The sequence below is a fragment of the Collimonas sp. genome, from assembly GCF_039923675.1.
Classification (GTDB): domain Bacteria; phylum Pseudomonadota; class Gammaproteobacteria; order Burkholderiales; family Burkholderiaceae_D; genus Collimonas.
Map to the genome: position 1 here is coordinate 1 of NZ_JBDTCG010000002.1, position 17,293 is coordinate 17,293.

At 58.4% G+C, this 17,293-nt stretch carries 17 protein-coding genes and 1 pseudogene; 10 read left to right on the forward strand and 8 right to left on the reverse strand.

Going from position 1 to position 17,293, the window contains the following annotated elements:
- The 5 genes and pseudogenes from ABI171_RS00180 to ABI171_RS00200 form a co-directional block, all read left to right on the forward strand.
- Positions 1 to 627 (forward strand): annotated as a pseudogene (locus tag ABI171_RS00180) (citrate transporter); the annotation flags it as partial.
- 26 nt (positions 628 to 653) lie between these two features.
- The gene (locus ABI171_RS00185; protein ID WP_348090602.1) at positions 654 to 1,997 is read left to right on the forward strand and encodes an acyclic terpene utilization AtuA family protein; all 1,344 of its coding nucleotides are present in this window, start codon (positions 654 to 656) and stop codon (positions 1,995 to 1,997) included.
- Position 1,998: 1 nt separating this feature from the next.
- Positions 1,999 to 2,328: a hypothetical protein gene (locus tag ABI171_RS00190; protein WP_348090603.1), complete on the forward strand. Its 330-nt coding sequence runs from the start codon at positions 1,999 to 2,001 to the stop codon at positions 2,326 to 2,328.
- Positions 2,329 to 2,556: 228 nt separating this feature from the next.
- On the forward strand, positions 2,557 to 3,966 hold the full coding sequence (locus tag ABI171_RS00195; protein ID WP_348090604.1) for a M20/M25/M40 family metallo-hydrolase: 1,410 nt from the start codon (positions 2,557 to 2,559) through the stop codon (positions 3,964 to 3,966).
- A 189-nt stretch (positions 3,967 to 4,155) separates the two neighbouring features.
- On the forward strand, positions 4,156 to 5,037 hold the full coding sequence (locus tag ABI171_RS00200; protein WP_348090605.1) for a DMT family transporter: 882 nt from the start codon (positions 4,156 to 4,158) through the stop codon (positions 5,035 to 5,037).
- Between the two features lie 191 nt (positions 5,038 to 5,228).
- Here the strand turns inward: ABI171_RS00200 and ABI171_RS00205 are convergent, their stop codons facing one another.
- Positions 5,229 to 5,363 carry a hypothetical protein gene (locus tag ABI171_RS00205; RefSeq protein WP_348090606.1) on the reverse strand — a complete coding sequence of 45 codons (135 nt, stop codon included), beginning with the start codon at positions 5,361 to 5,363 and terminating at the stop codon, positions 5,229 to 5,231.
- 43 nt (positions 5,364 to 5,406) lie between these two features.
- Here ABI171_RS00205 and ABI171_RS00210 point away from each other — a divergent pair, with 43 nt between their 5' ends.
- Genes ABI171_RS00210 through ABI171_RS00220 form a run of 3 tightly spaced genes read left to right on the forward strand, consistent with a single transcriptional unit; the run spans position 5,407 to position 6,865 of the window.
- A complete protein-coding gene (locus ABI171_RS00210) occupies positions 5,407 to 5,949 on the forward strand; it encodes a DUF2975 domain-containing protein (RefSeq protein ID WP_348090607.1) in 543 nt (180 codons plus the stop codon).
- A gap of 8 nt (positions 5,950 to 5,957) precedes the next feature.
- Positions 5,958 to 6,200, forward strand: coding sequence for a helix-turn-helix transcriptional regulator (locus ABI171_RS00215; protein ID WP_348090608.1), 243 nt, complete (start codon positions 5,958 to 5,960; stop codon positions 6,198 to 6,200).
- A gap of 38 nt (positions 6,201 to 6,238) precedes the next feature.
- Positions 6,239 to 6,865 carry a hypothetical protein gene (locus ABI171_RS00220; protein ID WP_348090609.1) on the forward strand — a complete coding sequence of 209 codons (627 nt, stop codon included), beginning with the start codon at positions 6,239 to 6,241 and terminating at the stop codon, positions 6,863 to 6,865.
- Positions 6,866 to 7,010: 145 nt separating this feature from the next.
- On the opposite strand, the gene ABI171_RS00225 is transcribed toward ABI171_RS00220, so the two are convergent.
- The gene (locus ABI171_RS00225; RefSeq protein ID WP_348090610.1) at positions 7,011 to 7,223 is read right to left on the reverse strand and encodes a hypothetical protein; all 213 of its coding nucleotides are present in this window, start codon (positions 7,221 to 7,223) and stop codon (positions 7,011 to 7,013) included.
- 477 nt (positions 7,224 to 7,700) lie between these two features.
- Here ABI171_RS00225 and ABI171_RS00230 point away from each other — a divergent pair, with 477 nt between their 5' ends.
- The gene (locus ABI171_RS00230) at positions 7,701 to 8,144 is read left to right on the forward strand and encodes a transposase (protein WP_348090611.1); all 444 of its coding nucleotides are present in this window, start codon (positions 7,701 to 7,703) and stop codon (positions 8,142 to 8,144) included.
- A gap of 125 nt (positions 8,145 to 8,269) precedes the next feature.
- On the opposite strand, the gene ABI171_RS00235 is transcribed toward ABI171_RS00230, so the two are convergent.
- The 5 genes from ABI171_RS00235 to ABI171_RS00255 form a co-directional block, all read right to left on the reverse strand.
- Positions 8,270 to 8,692, reverse strand: coding sequence for an Imm51 family immunity protein (locus tag ABI171_RS00235; protein ID WP_348090612.1), 423 nt, complete (start codon positions 8,690 to 8,692; stop codon positions 8,270 to 8,272).
- A gap of 168 nt (positions 8,693 to 8,860) precedes the next feature.
- Positions 8,861 to 10,195 (reverse strand): ATP-binding protein, encoded by a 1,335-nt coding sequence (locus tag ABI171_RS00240; RefSeq protein ID WP_348090613.1) that lies wholly within the window; start codon positions 10,193 to 10,195, stop codon positions 8,861 to 8,863.
- 229 nt (positions 10,196 to 10,424) lie between these two features.
- The gene (locus ABI171_RS00245; RefSeq protein ID WP_348090614.1) at positions 10,425 to 10,856 is read right to left on the reverse strand and encodes a universal stress protein; all 432 of its coding nucleotides are present in this window, start codon (positions 10,854 to 10,856) and stop codon (positions 10,425 to 10,427) included.
- Between the two features lie 146 nt (positions 10,857 to 11,002).
- Positions 11,003 to 12,961, reverse strand: coding sequence for a filamentous hemagglutinin N-terminal domain-containing protein (locus ABI171_RS00250; RefSeq protein ID WP_348090615.1), 1,959 nt, complete (start codon positions 12,959 to 12,961; stop codon positions 11,003 to 11,005).
- Positions 12,962 to 13,104: 143 nt separating this feature from the next.
- Complete coding sequence (locus tag ABI171_RS00255; RefSeq protein ID WP_348090616.1) at positions 13,105 to 14,871, reverse strand: ShlB/FhaC/HecB family hemolysin secretion/activation protein; 1,767 nt, start codon at positions 14,869 to 14,871, stop codon at positions 13,105 to 13,107.
- A gap of 653 nt (positions 14,872 to 15,524) precedes the next feature.
- On the opposite strand from ABI171_RS00255, the gene ABI171_RS00260 reads away from it, so the two are divergent.
- Positions 15,525 to 15,635 (forward strand): hypothetical protein, encoded by a 111-nt coding sequence (locus tag ABI171_RS00260; protein ID WP_348090618.1) that lies wholly within the window; start codon positions 15,525 to 15,527, stop codon positions 15,633 to 15,635.
- A gap of 271 nt (positions 15,636 to 15,906) precedes the next feature.
- Here the strand turns inward: ABI171_RS00260 and ABI171_RS00265 are convergent.
- Positions 15,907 to 17,293 (reverse strand): YadA-like family protein (locus tag ABI171_RS00265; RefSeq protein WP_348090617.1); only part of this gene is annotated, 1,387 nt, incomplete at its 5' end.

Consider the following 17,293-nt stretch of genomic DNA (forward strand, 5'->3'; position numbering starts at 1 on the left):
ATCCGCCGGCCACGAAATTTCTGGATCAATATCGTGCTGACCGTGTTTGTACTCGGCGTCATGATCAGCGGAAAAATCGATCCGGTGGTGATGTTCATGATCGGCGTGGTGCTGGCGCTGATGATCAATTACCGCAACGTCGACATGCAGCGGGCCCGCATCGACGCCCATGCCAAGGCCGCCCTGCTGATGGCCAGCATCCTGTTCGCCGCCGGCGTGTTCACCGGCATCATGAGCAAATCCGGCATGCTGACGGCCATGGCCAACATGGCGGTCGGTTTCGTGCCGCCGTCCATGGCTTCGCATATCCCGGTGGTGCTGGGGCTGCTGTCGATGCCGCTGTCGATGCTGTTCGATCCCGATTCTTTCTACTTCGGCGTGCTGCCGGTAATCGCCGAAGTCAGCCACATGCTGGGCGTGCAACCGCTGCATGTGGCGCAAGCCGCCCTGCTAGGACAGATGACCACCGGCTTTCCGGTCAGCCCGCTGACACCTGCCACATTCCTGGTGGCCGGCCTGGCGGGCATCGACCTCGCCGACCACCAGAAATACACCTTTAAATATCTGTTCGCTGCCTCGGTCCTCATGACCATCACCTGTGTCGTGATCGGCGTATTTCCTTTGTAAGAACAGAACCAGACCTGGAGCGCAATGTGAGTAAACAGAGACCTGTCAGAATCGGTGCCGGCGCCGGCTATTCCGGCGATCGTATCGAGCCCGCCGTCGAACTGGCCGAAAAAGGCGAGATCGACTATCTGGTGTTCGAATGCCTGGCCGAGCGCACCATCGCCCTGGCGCAGCAAACCAGGATGAAGCATCCGGCACTAGGCTACGACCCCCTGCTGGAACAGCGGATGCAGGCCGTGCTGCGCATCTGCAGCGAAAAAAAAGTCCGGATCATCACCAATATGGGGGCGGCCAATCCACTCGCCGCAGCCGCCAAGGTGAGGGAAATGGCGCGCGCCTTGCAGCTCGATCTCAAGGTTGCCGCGATAACCGGCGACGATGTGCTGGAGATCTTAAAGACCGGCGAATACCTCAGCGATCAGGGTACGCCGGTCAATGCGCTCGGCAACAGGCTGCTGTCCGCCAACGCCTATATCGGCGCGGCGCCATTGGTGGCAGCGCTGGCGCAGGGTGCCGATGTCGTCATCACCGGCCGCGTCGCCGATCCGGCCCTGTTCCTGGCGCCGCTGATCCACGAATTCGACTGGGCCATGGATGACTGGCACAGGCTGGGACAAGGCACGCTGGTCGGCCACCTGCTGGAATGCGCGGGCCAGATCAGCGGCGGCTACTTCGTCGATCCCGGCTACAAGAATGTGCCAGGGCTGGCGCGGCTCGGCTTTCCCATCGGCGAGGTAGCGGAAGATGGATCGGTTGTCATCACCAAGGTGGCGGGATCCGGCGGCCAGGTAACAGCGGCCACCTGCAAGGAGCAGCTGCTGTACGAGATACATGACCCCGCCGCGCATTTCACGCCTGACGTGGTGGCGGATTTTTCCACGGCAAGCGTGACAGAAATCGGACCGGACCGCGTGCTGGTGCAAGGCGCGAGCGGACACCCGAGGACGGCTACGCTCAAGGTATCGATCGGCTATGTCGACAGCTATATCGGCGAAGGCCAGATTTCCTACGCCGGACCGGGAGCGCTGGCACGCGGCCGGCTGGCGCTGGATATCGTTGCAGAGAGACTGCAACTCAGCGGCGTCAAATTCGATGAAATCCGCTATGACCTGCTTGGCGTGGATGCGATCCACGGCGCAGCACTGTCGGCGCAAACCGCAGAGCCTTACGAAGTCCGGGCGCGGGTAACGGCTCGCAGCGACAGCCTGCGCGAAGCGGTCCGTATCGGCAATGAGGTCGAGACACTGTATACCTGCGGACCTGCGGCGGGCGGCGGCGTCACCAAATCTGCGCGGGAGATAGTCGCCGTGCAATCCACCCTGCTGCCACGCGAACTGGTGCGCACCGCTGTACATTTCGGAGAAGACTGACATGAAACTACGCAACCTTGCCCATTCCCGCGCCGGCGATAAAGGCGACATTTCGAATATTTCCGTCATCGCTTATCGCGAAAAAGATTATGCTTTTCTGGAGAGCTACCTCACGCCGGAACGGGTGAAGCAGCATTTCGCAGAGATTGCCGGCGGCGAGGTCGTGCGCTACGCGCTGCCTAAGCTTGGCGCGCTGAACTTCGTCATGCAGCGCGCTCTGGGCGGCGGCGTGACGCGTTCGCTGGCGCTCGATGCCCACGGAAAATGTCTGAGTTCAGCGATAATGAACCTGGAGATTCCCGACGAGCTGTGCAAGACAAGTCCTGATTAGTTACCTATCTCAGGTGACACATTTTTCAGTATAAAAACCTCAGCAGCGTCATTCCCGCGAACACGGGAATCCATGTTAAATCAGCTACTTAAGATGGACCCCCGCGTTCGCGGGGACGACGAAATTTCAGTCGGGACAGGCTTTTTATCCTCAATCTTAGGCTGGTAACTAATCAGGAGACAAGTTGATTTCGCCAAAGATTCAGCCAACCCATCAAAAAGGAAATTCATGAAAATGCAGATTCGCCGGTTACCGATGAAGACCATCGTCGCACTCAGCCTGGCCGTACTTGGCGCGATGGCGTCCGCCCAGACGCTCACACCTGAACAGCAGCGTTATCATGATCTGTACAAAGAGCTGGTCGAAATCAACACCTCGCACTCTGCGGGCGATACCACCAAAGCCGCGCACGCCATGGAAAAGCATCTGCTGGCCGCCGGCTTCAGCGCCGATGCGGTCCAGGTGATCGAACCGTTCCCGCGCAAAGGCAACCTGGTGCTGCGTTTCAAGGGCAACGGCAGCAAGCAGCCCCTGCTGTTGCTGGCGCATATCGATGTGGTCGAAGCCAAGCGCGAAGACTGGAAAACCGATCCGTTCCAATTGCAGGAAACCGGCGGTTACTTCACGGCGCGCGGCTCGATCGACGACAAAGCCATGGCCTCAGCCTTCGTCTCGATATTGAGCCAGCTCAAGCAGGAAGGCTTCAAGCCCAGCCGCGACATCATCCTGGCGCTGACCACCGATGAAGAACGCGGCGACGTCGAAAGCAACGGCGCCAAATGGCTGATCGCCAACAAACCCGAGTTGCTGAAAGCCGAGTTCGGCATCAACGAAGGCGGCGGCGGCGAGCTGCGCGACGGCAAACCCAACCTGCACCGCATCCAGGTAGCCGAAAAAATCTATACCACCTACGAACTGGAAGCGCGCGACGCCGGCGGCCACAGCTCGACGCCGCACGCCAACAATCCCATCTATGCCATCTCTGCTGCTCTGACCAGACTCGGCGACTATCGCTTCCCGGTGCATCTGGCCGAAGTCACCACCGGCTATTTCGCCCGCAGCGCACCGTTCGCCAGCGGCCAGCTGGCGGCCGACATGCGCGCGGTCGACGGCGGCAAGCCGGACGCCGCCGCCATCGAACGCCTGTCGGCCATCCCCGACTACAACGCCCAACTGCGCAGCACCTGCGTGGCGACCATGGTCAACGCCGGCCACGCCGAAAACGCCCTGCCGCAGTCGGCCAAGGCCACGGTGAACTGCCGCATCCTGCCGCAAGACGACCCGGCCGATATCGACCGCCAGCTCAAGCAGGTGATCAACAACGACAAGATCACCGTGCGCTATACCAGCAAGCCGCTGCTCAGCCCGGCCTCGCCGCTCAACGGCGACCTGATGAAAACGGTGGAAGCATTGACTCAGGAGATGTGGCCAGGCGTGCCGGTGGTGCCCGCCATGAGCACCGGCGCTACCGACAGCAGCACCATGCGCAATGCGGGGATTCCCATGTATGGCGTCTCGGGACTGTTTGTAGAACCGTCCGACCGCCGCACGCACGGGCTGGACGAGCGGGTTGAAATTGCACGCGTGTATGAAAGCCGCGAATTTCTCTATCGTCTGGTCAAGCGCCTGGCGCAATAGCCCGTGTAAGCCATGACATACAGGTTGGGTTAGCCAAGCGCGGCCCAACCTTCCGACCTATATGTCGGGGTTGCATCAATCATGTTGACGTTGGAATTCAACCACAAGAACCAGAGTTTCTTCCATTGCGATCGGCCGTATCGTTCAGGTTCGCGGCGCTTGCCGCTTCCACACTGATCGGCGCTCGCCATGAACCTGCTTGAACTGTTACTCCTCGCCGCCATCTGGGGCGCGTCCTTCCTGTTCCTGCGCATCGCCGCGCCGGAATTCGGCCCCATCGCCCTGATCACGCTACGCGTCGGCATCGCCGCCATCATCTTGGCGCCGGCGCTACGCAGCGCTGCCGCTCGCAGCGAGTTCAGGCGCAAGGCATGGCCGCTGTTCGTGGTCGGCATCAGCAACTCGGCGATTCCCTTCGGCCTGTTTGCCTATTCCGCCCTGTCCGTCAACGCCGGCCTCGACTCCATCCTGAATGCGACTACCCCGATCTGGACCGCCCTCATCGCCGCAGCCTGGTTCCAGGTCGGCATGAGCCGCCAGCAGATATCCGGCTTGTTGCTGGGCCTGGCCGGCGTCGTGCTGCTGGTGCGGGACACCTTGGCTGCCGGCATTCCGGGCGTGCCGCCGGCAATCGCCGCCGCGCTGCTGGCAGCCGTGTGTTACGGGTTCGCGGTGAATTATTCAAAACGCCATCTGGCCGGCGTGAAGCCGACGGTGGTGGCGTTCGGCAGCCAGTTCTTTGCCACGATTGTGCTGCTGCCCGCAGCCATACCGTTCTGGCCGCGGCACGCCATTGCCGCCTCCAGCTGGGCGTATGTGGCGGCGCTCGGCATCGTTTGCACCGGCTTCGCCTACATTCTGTATTTCCGGCTGATCGAACGGGTGGGTGCAACCTATGCAGCATCTGTGACGTTCCTGATCCCGGTTTTCGGGCTGCTCTGGGGAGCGCTGTTTCTCGACGAAAAAATTACGCCGGTCACACTGGCCGGCTGCTTCATTGTGCTGTTGGGAACCGCACTGGCGAGCGGAAAATTCAAGAACCGGCTTCCAGGAAAACATAAAGTCGCCTGAACGGCCAGCGATCAGCTTTGTGTAAATTTTTGAGGAATATTCAAAAATCGTAATTTATTACTGTTTTACGATAATTATAGATTAAAATACGGCCATTCTTTGAACAAGGACGTGTCGTGAAGCAAGATCTCCTCACTCTCCTTCGCCGCTGCATCGCAGCCCTCAGCACAGGGCTGGCGATTGCCATGTTGCTATTCTGCTTTGCGTGGATACTCATGCCGCGGTTCGGTATCCATGGCACGTTGCAGATCGGCTTTCATGCCGGCAGAGTGAGTCAGGCGGTAGCGGATTTGAAGAATCCCTTCAAATTCTACGCGTCGCTTCATCTGAGCTTCCCTAGATAACACATCGCCAAAAACAGGACTGTACATGAAACAAGATCGTATTGCGCAGACTAGCCAGCGCATGGCGAGCGTCACCATGTTGTTGCTGATCGCCATGCTGGCCTTCAATATCGGCAGCTGGCTATTTCCCGATGTATTTGCGTTGTTCTCCGAGGTTAGCAACGCCGCTACTTCGCTCGGGATCAATCCGGCCAGCCTGCCTGCGTGGCAATTGCTGGGCGCAGTCATCCTCAGCGTGATCCCGTTCCTGGCGCTGGGATATGGCCTGTATCAATTGCGCGCCCTGTTCAAGCGCTATGCCTCCGGTGAATATTTTTCGCCGGAGGCCGCCATCCTTCTCGGCCGCGTAGGCCGCAGCATTGCCTGGTGGGTAGTACTGGGTGTTCTCTGCCAGCCGTTATCGAGCGTGTGGCTGACGATACTGCGCGGCACAGGCCACCGCGTGGTCACCATCGGCGTCGGTACCGACGAAGTGGTCTCGCTGTTCATCGCTGCCTCCATCACAGTCATCGCCCGTATCCTGCAACGCGCCAGCGAAGTCGATGCCGAAAACCGGCAGTTCGTTTGAGGATCTAGATGAGTATCGTGATCACGCTGGACGTCATGCTGGCAAAACGCAAGGCGAAATCGAAGGACCTTGCGGCCGCCATCGGCATCACCGAACAGAATTTGTCGTTGCTGAAACAAGGCAAGGTGAAAGGCGTGCGGCTGGAAACCCTGGAAGCAATCTGCCGCTACCTCGATTGCCAGCCGGGCGACTTGTTGTGCTATGCGCCGGACAGCCAGGCGTCGCCAGCGGCCGAGGAACAAATTTCCTGACCTCGGCCTCAACCGCGCTTCAACCGTGAGAAGAGAAAATGTCTAAGGAATTGCGCTGGCCACCGGCTCGACATTCTCGTGCAATGCGATGGGGCATATTGCTATCGCTGTTGCTGCACGTCGGCCTGTTGCGCTTGTTCTTGCTGCACGAACCGGCGCCGGTCGAAGCAGCCCGTCGTGCGCTGCCGGAAATGACCTTGTTGCTGCTGCCTGCGCCGCAGCCGCACCTGGCGCCGGTACAAACGGCGCTGCCCAAACCACATGCGGCGCTGCGCGATACCCGGACCGCCAAGGCGGATGTCCCGAAAAAGTCCGCGCCACAGTTGCCAACACTTCCCCAAATGACGAGCGAGGCGACTGAGACCGTGACAAATGCAGCGCCGGCAACGATCCACCCGCAGCCACCGCACATCAATCTCGACGCCGCGCTGAAAATGGCCGGCAAGATGTCGAAGGACCCGGCCATGCGCGACGACCGCGCCGTAGCGCAATTACAGAACCATCCTCTCGAAGCCGGCAACCCGGATAGCCGCCTGGCGCAAGATATACAGCGCGGCGCCCGCGCGGACTGCCTCAACAGCTACAGTTCCACGGGACTTCTGGCGCCGCTGTTCCTGGCGGCGGATGCCGTGCTGTCGAAAAAAGACGGCGGGTGCAAGTGGTAGCTTTGGCGTCAGGAAAATATCTGCCGGACCACAAGAAATCCCAGGCAAAAAAAACCGCCTGAAAACAGGCGGCTCTGGTTTTAGCGCGGCTAACGCTGTTGCTTCACTAGCCGGCTGCACTACCCGGCTTCACTACTCGGCTTCACTACCCTATCAAGCGCCGCGCTTCGCGTTCAGCCAACTCAAGCGCCGCTTGTTCGCTCTTTACCGGACGGCCGCAGCCTTTGCCGATGGTTTGCACGAACACCTGCTCGCCGCGCTGCGTCGATACCTTGACCACGCCCTTGAACATCCCTCCCGGCGCCGGCGCTACCAGTGCTTCGATGGTTTTGTTTCCCTTGGTTTCTTTAAAAGCCATAGTGCTCTCCGTTGTGATCGTGGGGCGATCTTAGCATGACGGCTACGCATTCCAACGCTTGTCCAGCGATACGGTTGCGAGGCCCGTTTAGGCGCATGCTTTCCGGCAGATTTTTCCAAATGCTGCAACGGAACGCACGCAAAGGCGGAAATTTCAAAAATCTGGCATCATATGATTGATACACAAAGTTACATGCAATTACAACACAATACACTTGATATAGATATGACAATGTCACGGCCCTGCCTGGCGCGCAAGCGGCTACGGCCATCGGTCCTATTGCAATCGGGATGGAGTTTTGCCGCCGCAGCTTGGTAGCGCTACCGCAGTGGCTGTAGCTCCTTAACGGCATGTGGTTGAAACGGACGACAGGAAGCCGCCGGCAAGCGGGAGGCAGATTGACTTGATCGACCGGCAAAGACCGGCACAGATACGCGACACCGAAAAAATTTACCGAACTGAAAAGCACTAGAAATCATGACTGAACTTCGAGATGATCAATGGCAGAAACTGGCGCCGATGCTGCACGGGAAAGCTGGCGATCCCGGCGCCAAGGGCCGCGACAACAGGCTGTTCATCGAGGCTGTACTGTGGATCTCCGGCGGCCAGCAGCTATGGATCAACGTCCCGCTTCGGTTTGGCAACTGGAATACCATCTACATGCGGTTCCGGCGCTGGAACGAAGACGGCATCTGGCATCAGCTAGCGATCAAACTGCAGGACGACCCCGAGCTGTTCACGCTATTCGGAAACATTGCGCGCTATGCCGAAGGACGCAGCCGGCAATTGAAGAAAAAAGCCTACAAGAGAAGCCGGCGGGAAACCTACCAGAAGCATTTGAAGCACGTCGTCGACAGCAAATTGCGCGGACCGGACGAAGAGGACTCTACCTTGCATTGGCTGCGTCTGGTCAGCGCTTAGCGCCCTGGTCAGCCTGACCGGGTCATTCCCGCGAACGCGGGAATCCAAGGGGCGCCCAGCCTTTACGCTCCGGGAAGGATCCCCGCGTACGCGAGGATGACAGCGTTTTTCGAGGTCAGGTTAACTCATTTAATCAATGTGGCACGAAACAAGATATCCCTGAGAACGTGTTCGTCATCGAAAGCGATTTTCAATGCACTCCCCAGTTTCACCACAGCCGCTTTATCTCCCGACACCGAAAACAGGCTGGCGTCAGAATCGAAATTCAATTTGCCTGCGGCCTCGGGCAGCTGTTCCGCAACGATCACCTGCGCCACCGCATTCCAGTCGCGGCCACTGCCGCTCCAGCCTGGCTCGGCATGTTCCTTGAAGATATGCGCCTTGCGTTCAAAATGAAAATCGAACAGCACCAGCGACGTCGGACTGCCGTCGATCAGCATGAAAGGCGCAAATTTCAGATTATCAACAGTGCTATCGTTTGACCACTGCTTGCGTGGCGGCGGCGATGGCATGTCTGATGCCTCGGCGGCTGGATTCTCGGCGTTCATAAGGTGCTCTTGGTTGGTTGGCCGTGGACGCATGGATGCGCGCTGGCACGCAGCACTTTATACCCGCTGCCGCAATCTCTGCATAGCAGTGCAATTGCACCCCATGTCAGTACAATTGCACCAGGCATTGCCATCGCCATTGGCCCGCGCGCATCCAACCAGCGCCGCTCAGCTCCTTGCCGGAAACCGTAAAATCGCCTCCAGGCCGCCATCCGGATGATTGCGCAGGAGCAGCCGGCCGCGATGGTTTTCGGCGATATTGCGGGCAATCGTCAGCCCCAGGCCGGTGCCGCCGGTATTGCGCGAACGCGATGTCTCCAGCCGGAAAAACGGCACAAATACCGCCTCCAGATGATCCGCCGGCACGCCCGGCCCGGCATCGCGAATCCTGATGACGATCTCATTCTCTTCGCGTGCGACCTGCAGCCGCGCATGGTGGCCATATTTGATGGCATTGTCGACCAGGTTGGTCAGACAGCGCCGCAGCGTATTCGGCTGCGCCATGACCGAGGCGCCGGTGCGCCCTTCCAGGGTGGCGTCCTGGTTGGCGTCGACCGCATCGGCACAGACGCTGTCGAGCAGCGAGTCGATATCGAGTTTCTGCATGGGTTCGCTCGAATCGGCGCTGCGCGCAAGATCCAGCCCTTCGCGCACCATGCTCTGCATGACTCCCAGATCTTGCACCAGCTTCTCGCGCAACTCGCCATCGCCGACTTTTTCCAAGCGCAGGCGCAAGCGGGTCAGCGGCGTTTGCAAATCGTGGGTGATCGCCGCCAGGATATTGGTGCGGTGCTGGATCTGCTGTTTGATGCGCGCCTGCATGGCGTTGAAAGCAATCGCGGCCTGGCGCACTTCGGTCGGCCCGCGTTCGTCCAGCGACGGCCGGTCGATATCACGTCCCAGCTCGCCGGCGGCATTGGCCAGATGGCGGATCGGGCGCGTAGTCATGCGGGCGACCAGATAAGCCAGGCCGGCCACCAGCAACAGAAAGAAACTGAGCGGAGCGGAAGGATGCGGCGTCCATTGCAACCCCGGCCGCAACACCCGGAATTTCGCTTTCAGCACGTCGCCGGTTTTCAGGCCGATATAGGCAGCCTGGCACTCGCGCGCGCTGGCCAGAAAATGCGAGCCACGCCGCGTTCTCTGCTTGCAGCCCGTCTCCCTGGCGACAATCACGCTGCGGCCATTGCCCAGCTCTTCCTGGATGGTGCTGGCGAGCGACGGGTTGTCATTGACGACTGGCACATTTTTTTTCACCAGGCTCAGTTCGATATCGACATTATCACTGAGCGCCAGCACATGTTCGCGCTCGTTGGCATTCAGCTCTTCACTGGCGAAGACGAACATCTTTATGCGTTTGGCGATCTGCAACTCTTCCGTGTCCGCTTTGGATTCGTAGTTCTCATAGACCGCCACGCCACGCATCGCCACTATCGTGATCAGTATCCCCATCAGCAAAGTGATGAAGATGCGGTTGGCGACCGAACCGAAAAAAATTTTCATTAACCACGTCCCTTTTGCTTCGATTGCTGCGCCGGAAAGCAAGGCCGGCTTGGCCAACGGCTTATCGGCTGTTGCCCTCATTTCAACAAGTAACAATCAGGCAGCAACCAAGCAACCTCTTGTAACTAAATGTAGCATGAATGCGCAGCTGCTGCGCCATGCCTGGATTCCAGACCGGCGGGAAGCAGATCAGCCACGTAAGTGCAATTGCCAGGGATGGCTGCGCTGATCAGCCATGGACAGCAACGAGGATGCTGCAACCAAGCCGTTCGACCAGCAAGGCATCCGTATCGCCGCGCCACCAGCGCGCGGCAAGCGTCTTGCGGCGAGAATGGCCGACAATGACCAGCTCTATCTTCAGCCGGTCAGCCAGCGTACCGATGACATCGACAGGTTCGCCTATTTCCAGATGGATGACCGGGTTCAGGCCGGCGGCAACCAGCAGCGCCTGCCCTTCATCCAATTCCTGCCGCATCGTTTGGGTCTTGGTGGTGCAGACGATTTCGGGGGCATAACCTCCCGCCATGCCATATGCCGAAAGGTGGACCACCCCCAGCAGATGGATTTCGGCGGAGCCAGGCGGACGAAGCTGAATGCATTCTTGCAAAGCCGCGCGGCTCTCGGCCGAACCGTTGTAGGCGACCAAAATTTTCTGGTACATGGATTTCTCCTGTCGTCAGCGCTGCGTGCGCCCGGATATTGCACATTGCTACTGTAGACTAGTGAGATGCAATGCGCATACATTGCATCTCTTTCGGACAGTTAACCGCAATTGCTCACGTCACCGGCAAGCGATTGCGATACAACTTACGACAGGCTAGCAGGAGCCTTTTTGCCGTAGGCGTCATAGCCTCGGGCATTATAGCCAAACTTGTTAAAACCCCATGCGTTATAGCCGTTTTTATCATAGCCCTGAGCGTCTAAAGCATAGCCAGGAATGACGATGGATACGCCGTTGCGATCAATGCCCGCGACGTTGTAGCCAGTGCGGCTATAACCGCTGCGGTCCATACCGGAGAGGTTGTAGCCATGCTGGTCGAATCCGTCTTGGCCGAAGACTGGAACGTATGCAGGATAATTGCCGATAAGATCCCACACATTGCCGTTCGGCGTGGCTGAGACGCCCGGGTCGCCGACCAGATTCGGGTTGCCTGTCACTGGCCGGGCGACGCCATTGCGATCAAAGCCAGCGGCGTTGTAGCCGTCGCGGCCATAACCATCCTTGTCGAAGCCGGCTGCATTGAAGCCGTCGCGACCGAAACCGGCGATATTGAAGCCTTGACGGTTATAGCCGTCTTTGTCGAAGCCCTGAGCGTTGAAGCCACTGCGGTCATAACCTTGGGCATTGAAACCCTGGCGGTTATAGCCATCCTTGTCGATACCGGCCGCATTGAAGCCGCTGCGATCGAAGCCGGCTGCGTTGTAGCCGGCCTTGTCGAAACCAGCGCGATCGTAGCCGTTACGGTCGTAACCGTATTGGTCATAGCCGTCAGCGCCATACACCGGCGCGCCATTTTGCCCCTTACCGGTTGTGGTTGTGCCGGCGGAGGTGATGGTCCAGTCCGGCGCGTTGAGTGCGCCTTCACGGACGGTGGCCTGTGTTCCGCCGGTAACCTGCACCCCGACACCAGCGGTGAGGTTACCGTCAACTGTGACGTAATCGCCACTCACGGCAACATAGTTGCCGTTCAACTTAGCATTATCAGCGACCGTCAGCACGGCATCCTTGTTTGGCGCATAGGCGCTGGCAGACAGGTTGTTGACCGCGTTGATGGTACCGTCGATGAGCGTGTTGCTCTTGGCAGCGACGTTCACATTCTGGCCGTCGATCGAGCCACCAACGTGGGTTGCTAGGCCTTCGCCATTATTGGTGATGCCCACGGTGCCACCGACCGGATAAAACCGGCCGTTAACCTCGGTGGTCGCGGCAGTCGCTGTGATTGCACCGGTGTTGCGCAAGGTCTCATTCGATGTGCTGACCCCGGCTTGGGACAGCAGCGTTACGTTGCCCGCATCTACCTTAATCGTACCGTCATTCGCCACCAGACCGTCAGGAACGTAGTTACCCAGTTGGGTATTGCTGTACGCGTCGGGGGCACCCTTGTTTTGATACAAGTCAATCGAATTGCTCGCCACTAGATTGACACCACTCAGGCCGGTGTCGCCAGCGTTGATAAGTGCATCGCCCTTGGCGGTGATCGCACCGGTTGCGCCGTTGATCACCTGGCTGCCAAACAGGGATACCCCACCATTGCCTGCATTGATCGTACCGTCATTCACCACCGCCGCATTCGCTGCGCCAGCCGCCTTGCGGAACTGCAGTACATCTGCCCCGGAACCGGTTGGCGCCCGCATGAACAAGCCATCGGACACATCCAAGGTTGATAAAACGACGCCATTGGCGTTGATTGTACCTGTCTTGCCAACTACTACGCCGTTCGGGTTAATCACGAAAACGCGGCCGTTGGCGTTCAGAGCGCCGTCGATCTGCGTACTATTGGCCGAGTTGACGCGGTTCAGAATTGCTGACTTTGCGTTCGGCTGGTTGATTTGCACCGTCTCATTGGCGCCGATGTTGAAGTTGTTCCAATTGACAATCGCGCGATCAGTCGATTGGTTGATGGTGGTCGTCGTGCCACTGGTGCCGATCGTCGCCGCGCCGCCGGCGACGGTACCGACGCCTACTGCACCGGCATGGCCAGCTGCAAGCAATAAAGACACTGACGCCGCGAGCGGCTTCAGTCGGGATATTTGATTCTTCATCATGTATTTACTGCCCATAAAAATACTCCATTAACATTTACAACTTCAAAAGTCGATACTTGCGCATCAACCGGTTTGTCAGGCTGCGCCTTGGCGGCGTAGCCCAGACTTGTTAGCCTTCGCGCAACTACACGCAAAAGCAATGTTCAAAATGCCAGCATCCCGCTCAACCATGTCTGCCCGCGCGTCGATGCAGGTTGTCCTTGCGGCGGCGCACCGACAGGCCATGCCTGATTCAGACTCAGTGCAGCTTTTTGCTGATATTGATAGTTCAGTCCGATGCCAGGCGACTGTGCCGTAAACGTATTTGCGGCACCGTCGAACGACTGCTGCTTGTTGACCTGCCCGCGGCCATAGTCATAGAACACGCTCGCCGTCAGCCCCGACACGGCTTCAATGGCATGATTCAAGGATGCTTGCAGCAAGGCGCCACGATCGACGCCGGTCAGGTCGGGGCCGTAGCCGCGCACTCCTTGCGTGCCGCTGAGCGACATCTGTTCGGAACCATCCAGATGACGACTTGCCAGCTGCAGACTGCTCTTCAGCGTTGCGGAGAATCCCGCACCAATGCTTTGCGCATATTGGACATTGCCGTTGAACTTGCTGAAACGTCCAGCGGTCGAGGAGCCGCCGAAATCGAATATGCCGAGCTCCTTCTGCTGGAGAGAGCCGATCTGAATGGCGGCGTCGAACTGCAACGCGTTCGATCTGCCGGCTAGCGTGCCCGCCTGGTCGCCGAATAATTTGATGCCGCCCACGACTGAATTGCGTTTGGAATCGATTCCCACAAAACCGTCGCGCAAGCGCTTATGGTCGAGCATTGCACCGATCGTCAGATGCGCATCGGCGTGATCGAGCAGTGGCTTGTTAATATAGACGCTGACGACGTCGGCGCTGCCGTTGCCATCGAACACGTCTTGATCTGCTCCCCCCTGCCGGTATTGGACCCGTGTGAACGACGCGCCACCTCGCACGCCACCGTAGCCTAGCGGCAGTTCATACGACGCCTGGCCGATCACCGTATTGCCGCCTTCGCTGGAACTGGACTGGCCCTTGGGTGGTGCATAGAATACGACGCCCTGCAGTTGGTCGCCGATGCCGAGCGGACTGTTGATCGCCAACTGCGCACCGACACGGTTGCGCCCCGAGGTAGCCGAGCCGGAGTTGTCTGCCAGTACAACGCCATGTACGCGCGGAGCAGGCGTCACCTGCAGCACGACGTCAGTCGTGCCGATCTCTTGCCCGGGCGATAGCATCGGTTGTACGTGCGCGACGCCCGGCAAAGCTTCCATCCTGCGGACCGCCTGCTCGATTTCAGCCAAGTCGGGCGCTGCTGCGGATACCGGTGTCCATATGGTTTGTGTCAGCACGGGTGTCGACACCAACGATGTGTTGTCGAGCGCAACTTTCGCTATGCGTCCATGATGAATCTCGAAGCGTACTGTGCCGTCGTTCACTTCCTGGGAAGGCAGCGTCGCATAGGTGAGCACGCCGGCTTCCCGCCGCAATATTGTGTTCAGCGCGTTGCGCACCCGCGCGACCTGGGAAAAACGCAACTCGCGTCCTTCAACCTGCGCGAACATGGCGCGCACGTTGGTCGCCGCCGGCTCCGGCAAGGCTTCGCTCTGTACAAAGCGCAGTACGCGCACGCGCGGTTCCGCGCTTTGCAGTGTCTGCACAGTTGCTGTCTGAAGATCTGCGCCGGCGTTACTGTCGGCAGCCGACTGGCTGGCCGGTACGGGTGAGAACAATGGCAGGTTTTGCCGCAGCAGGCTGCCCGACGACGTCATCGGGACCATAGGCAAGTCCGCCGCATGACTCGCCTGATGTATTGGCAACAGAGACATGCCGGCAATACCAGCCAGCATCATTGCATTCGCTCGTAGCGGAAAACGGCGTTGCGAATTTTTCATTACAAATATCCTGACACTATTTTTTTGCATTGTTATGTTATGTAAGCGATAGGGGGATGCCTACAAATTATCCCTTCCGGAAAATAGTGTTGACTCCCTGAAACCGAGAGACATTTATGAAATATGCCGATCTGCGTTCAACTCCGCATCCGGGCGATTCCAAAAGCACAATGATGTGATCCGCATGTAGTCGAAACAATAACAATAACCTTACATTTTTTTTGCAAAAAAACACAAAATTAATAGAAATTTGTCGATGCGAATTTTCGTATCTTTATCGACAGTAGGTACATTCCCATAGGGGCGGCACAAAGCCTATTCACTTTGCCGACAAGTAACGGCAAAGCGTTCAGTGGCTCAAAAAAAGAAAGGGAAAAGGGAAGTTTTTGCGATGGGATGTAGCAGATCAGACCATCTTATAAGTGATTTTCAGTTTGATAAATGGGATCAATCTGAAACTGATAAATTGGGTATGAGAATTCGGCTATTTAGCGATTATTCAACAAAACGCATACGAACAGAAGGGATGTCACCGCGATCAGTTTAAGACACAATCCTACTCACAACATTGAGTAGGCGATCGGAGTAATCGACATAGTATTACCAGGCATTATTCGACACTGGAACATTCGCGACCAGCCCCCCTAAGAGAGATCGCCAGGCGTCTTGGCATCTCCAGAAACACTGTCCGGCGCTATCTGCGCACGGAAATCACGGAGCCGTCCTACGCGGAGCGGCGTTCGCCCAGTGCAATCGACAAATAGGCGTTCCAGCTATCGGCTTTGCTCAAGACCGAGGTGGCCAAATCACGCAAGCAACGGCGCACATTGAAGCAGATCCATGAAGACCCGAAGGAATTGGGTTTTGTGGAATCTTATGACAGGGTCGCGGTGTTCGCGAGGGTATGGCGGGCGGGTCAAACTGATCGGGTCAACTCGGCAAGCAAACGAACCAGCTTGCTAAAAAAAATGCCCGGCAGTGTTTCCACTACCGGGCATATCGACATCAACTACTCAGGACGACGGGTAAAACGGCTTACCATTGATAGCCAGCCCCGACAGACGCGCCGAAGTTCCCGCGGCTGCTGGAATTACCGGCGGCTTTCACAACCCAGCGGTTATCCCGGGTAACGTGGGAGACACCAACCGCCATACCGGTCTGACCGGCATAGGTGGCGGCACCCACCGACATCATGCTCATGCCCGGCCCGGTTGGCTGCGGCATGCTAGCCATAGCCATCGCTGCCGCCGTACCACCTGCGGCATCGGCACGTGCGCTGTTGATGTCGCCACGCAAACCTGCAACCGCACCATCCAGCTGGCGCAGGTTGACCGCATCGGTAGCCTGTGTGCCATCGGCCACGTTGGTCAGCTGACGTTCGTTACCGGCGGAACCGATCGACACAGAGTTGTCGCGATCCGCTACCGAACCGTTACCCAGCGCTACCGAGTTGTTGCCGCTGGCATTGGTGTTGTCGCCAATCGCCGTGCTCTGGTCGCCGGAGGCTACAGCACCGTTGCCTACCGCCACAGATCCCTTGCCGGTAGCCTGGGCATCTTTACCGATCTGCACGTTGCCATTGTCAGGGTTGGTCACAGCACCGCCGTTGCCGCCACCAATCGAGCCATCGGCCAGACCGGATTCAACGGCCCCCAGACGATCGTCAATAACACCAACCTGGCCGCTCAGGTTGTCATACTTGTTCTTCAGGTCCAGCCAGTTGGCGTCACCCGAAGACACCAGGTCGTCGAAACGCTGGTTCCAGTCGCTCTGGATGCCGAACAGCTGGCCGCCGTTGATCGCCTGCATGCTGCCGGCGCCGATCAGGCCGTTGGCCACGCCGTTCAGGGTACGGGCGCCGTCGGTGCCGGTGAAGTCAACTGTCGTGCCGCCGGTAGTCGAGGCCACGGTGATGCTGCTGGTGGCGGCATCTTGCAGCACCAGACCGACCGAGCCGTCGCCAATCTGTTGATACAGGTTAGAGATATCTCCTTCGTTCGTAGTGACACGGGCGTCGATGCCGGTGACTGTATTACCGAGATTGGTGAGGTTTGTATTGGTCTGGAACAGTTGCGAACCGTTGACCGCATCGGCGCTGCCTGCACTCAGTGCACCGGCAGCCACGCCAGTCAAAGTACGGTTGCCGTCGGTACCGGCGAGATTGACCAGTGAACCAGCCTTGTCGCCAGCTACCGTGATGTCATGGGTGACGGCATCCTGCTTGACCAAACCGATCACGCCATTATCGAAATTATTTTCTACAGTCGTCACACGGCTATCCAGATTAGTTACATTCTGGTTAGTCTGGAACAACTGGCCGCCATTGACCGCATCGACGCTGGCCGCCGACGTGATGTCGCCAGCCGCTACGCCGGTGAGCGTACGGGCGGCAGAATTATTGTTGCTGAAATCCACCAGGGTG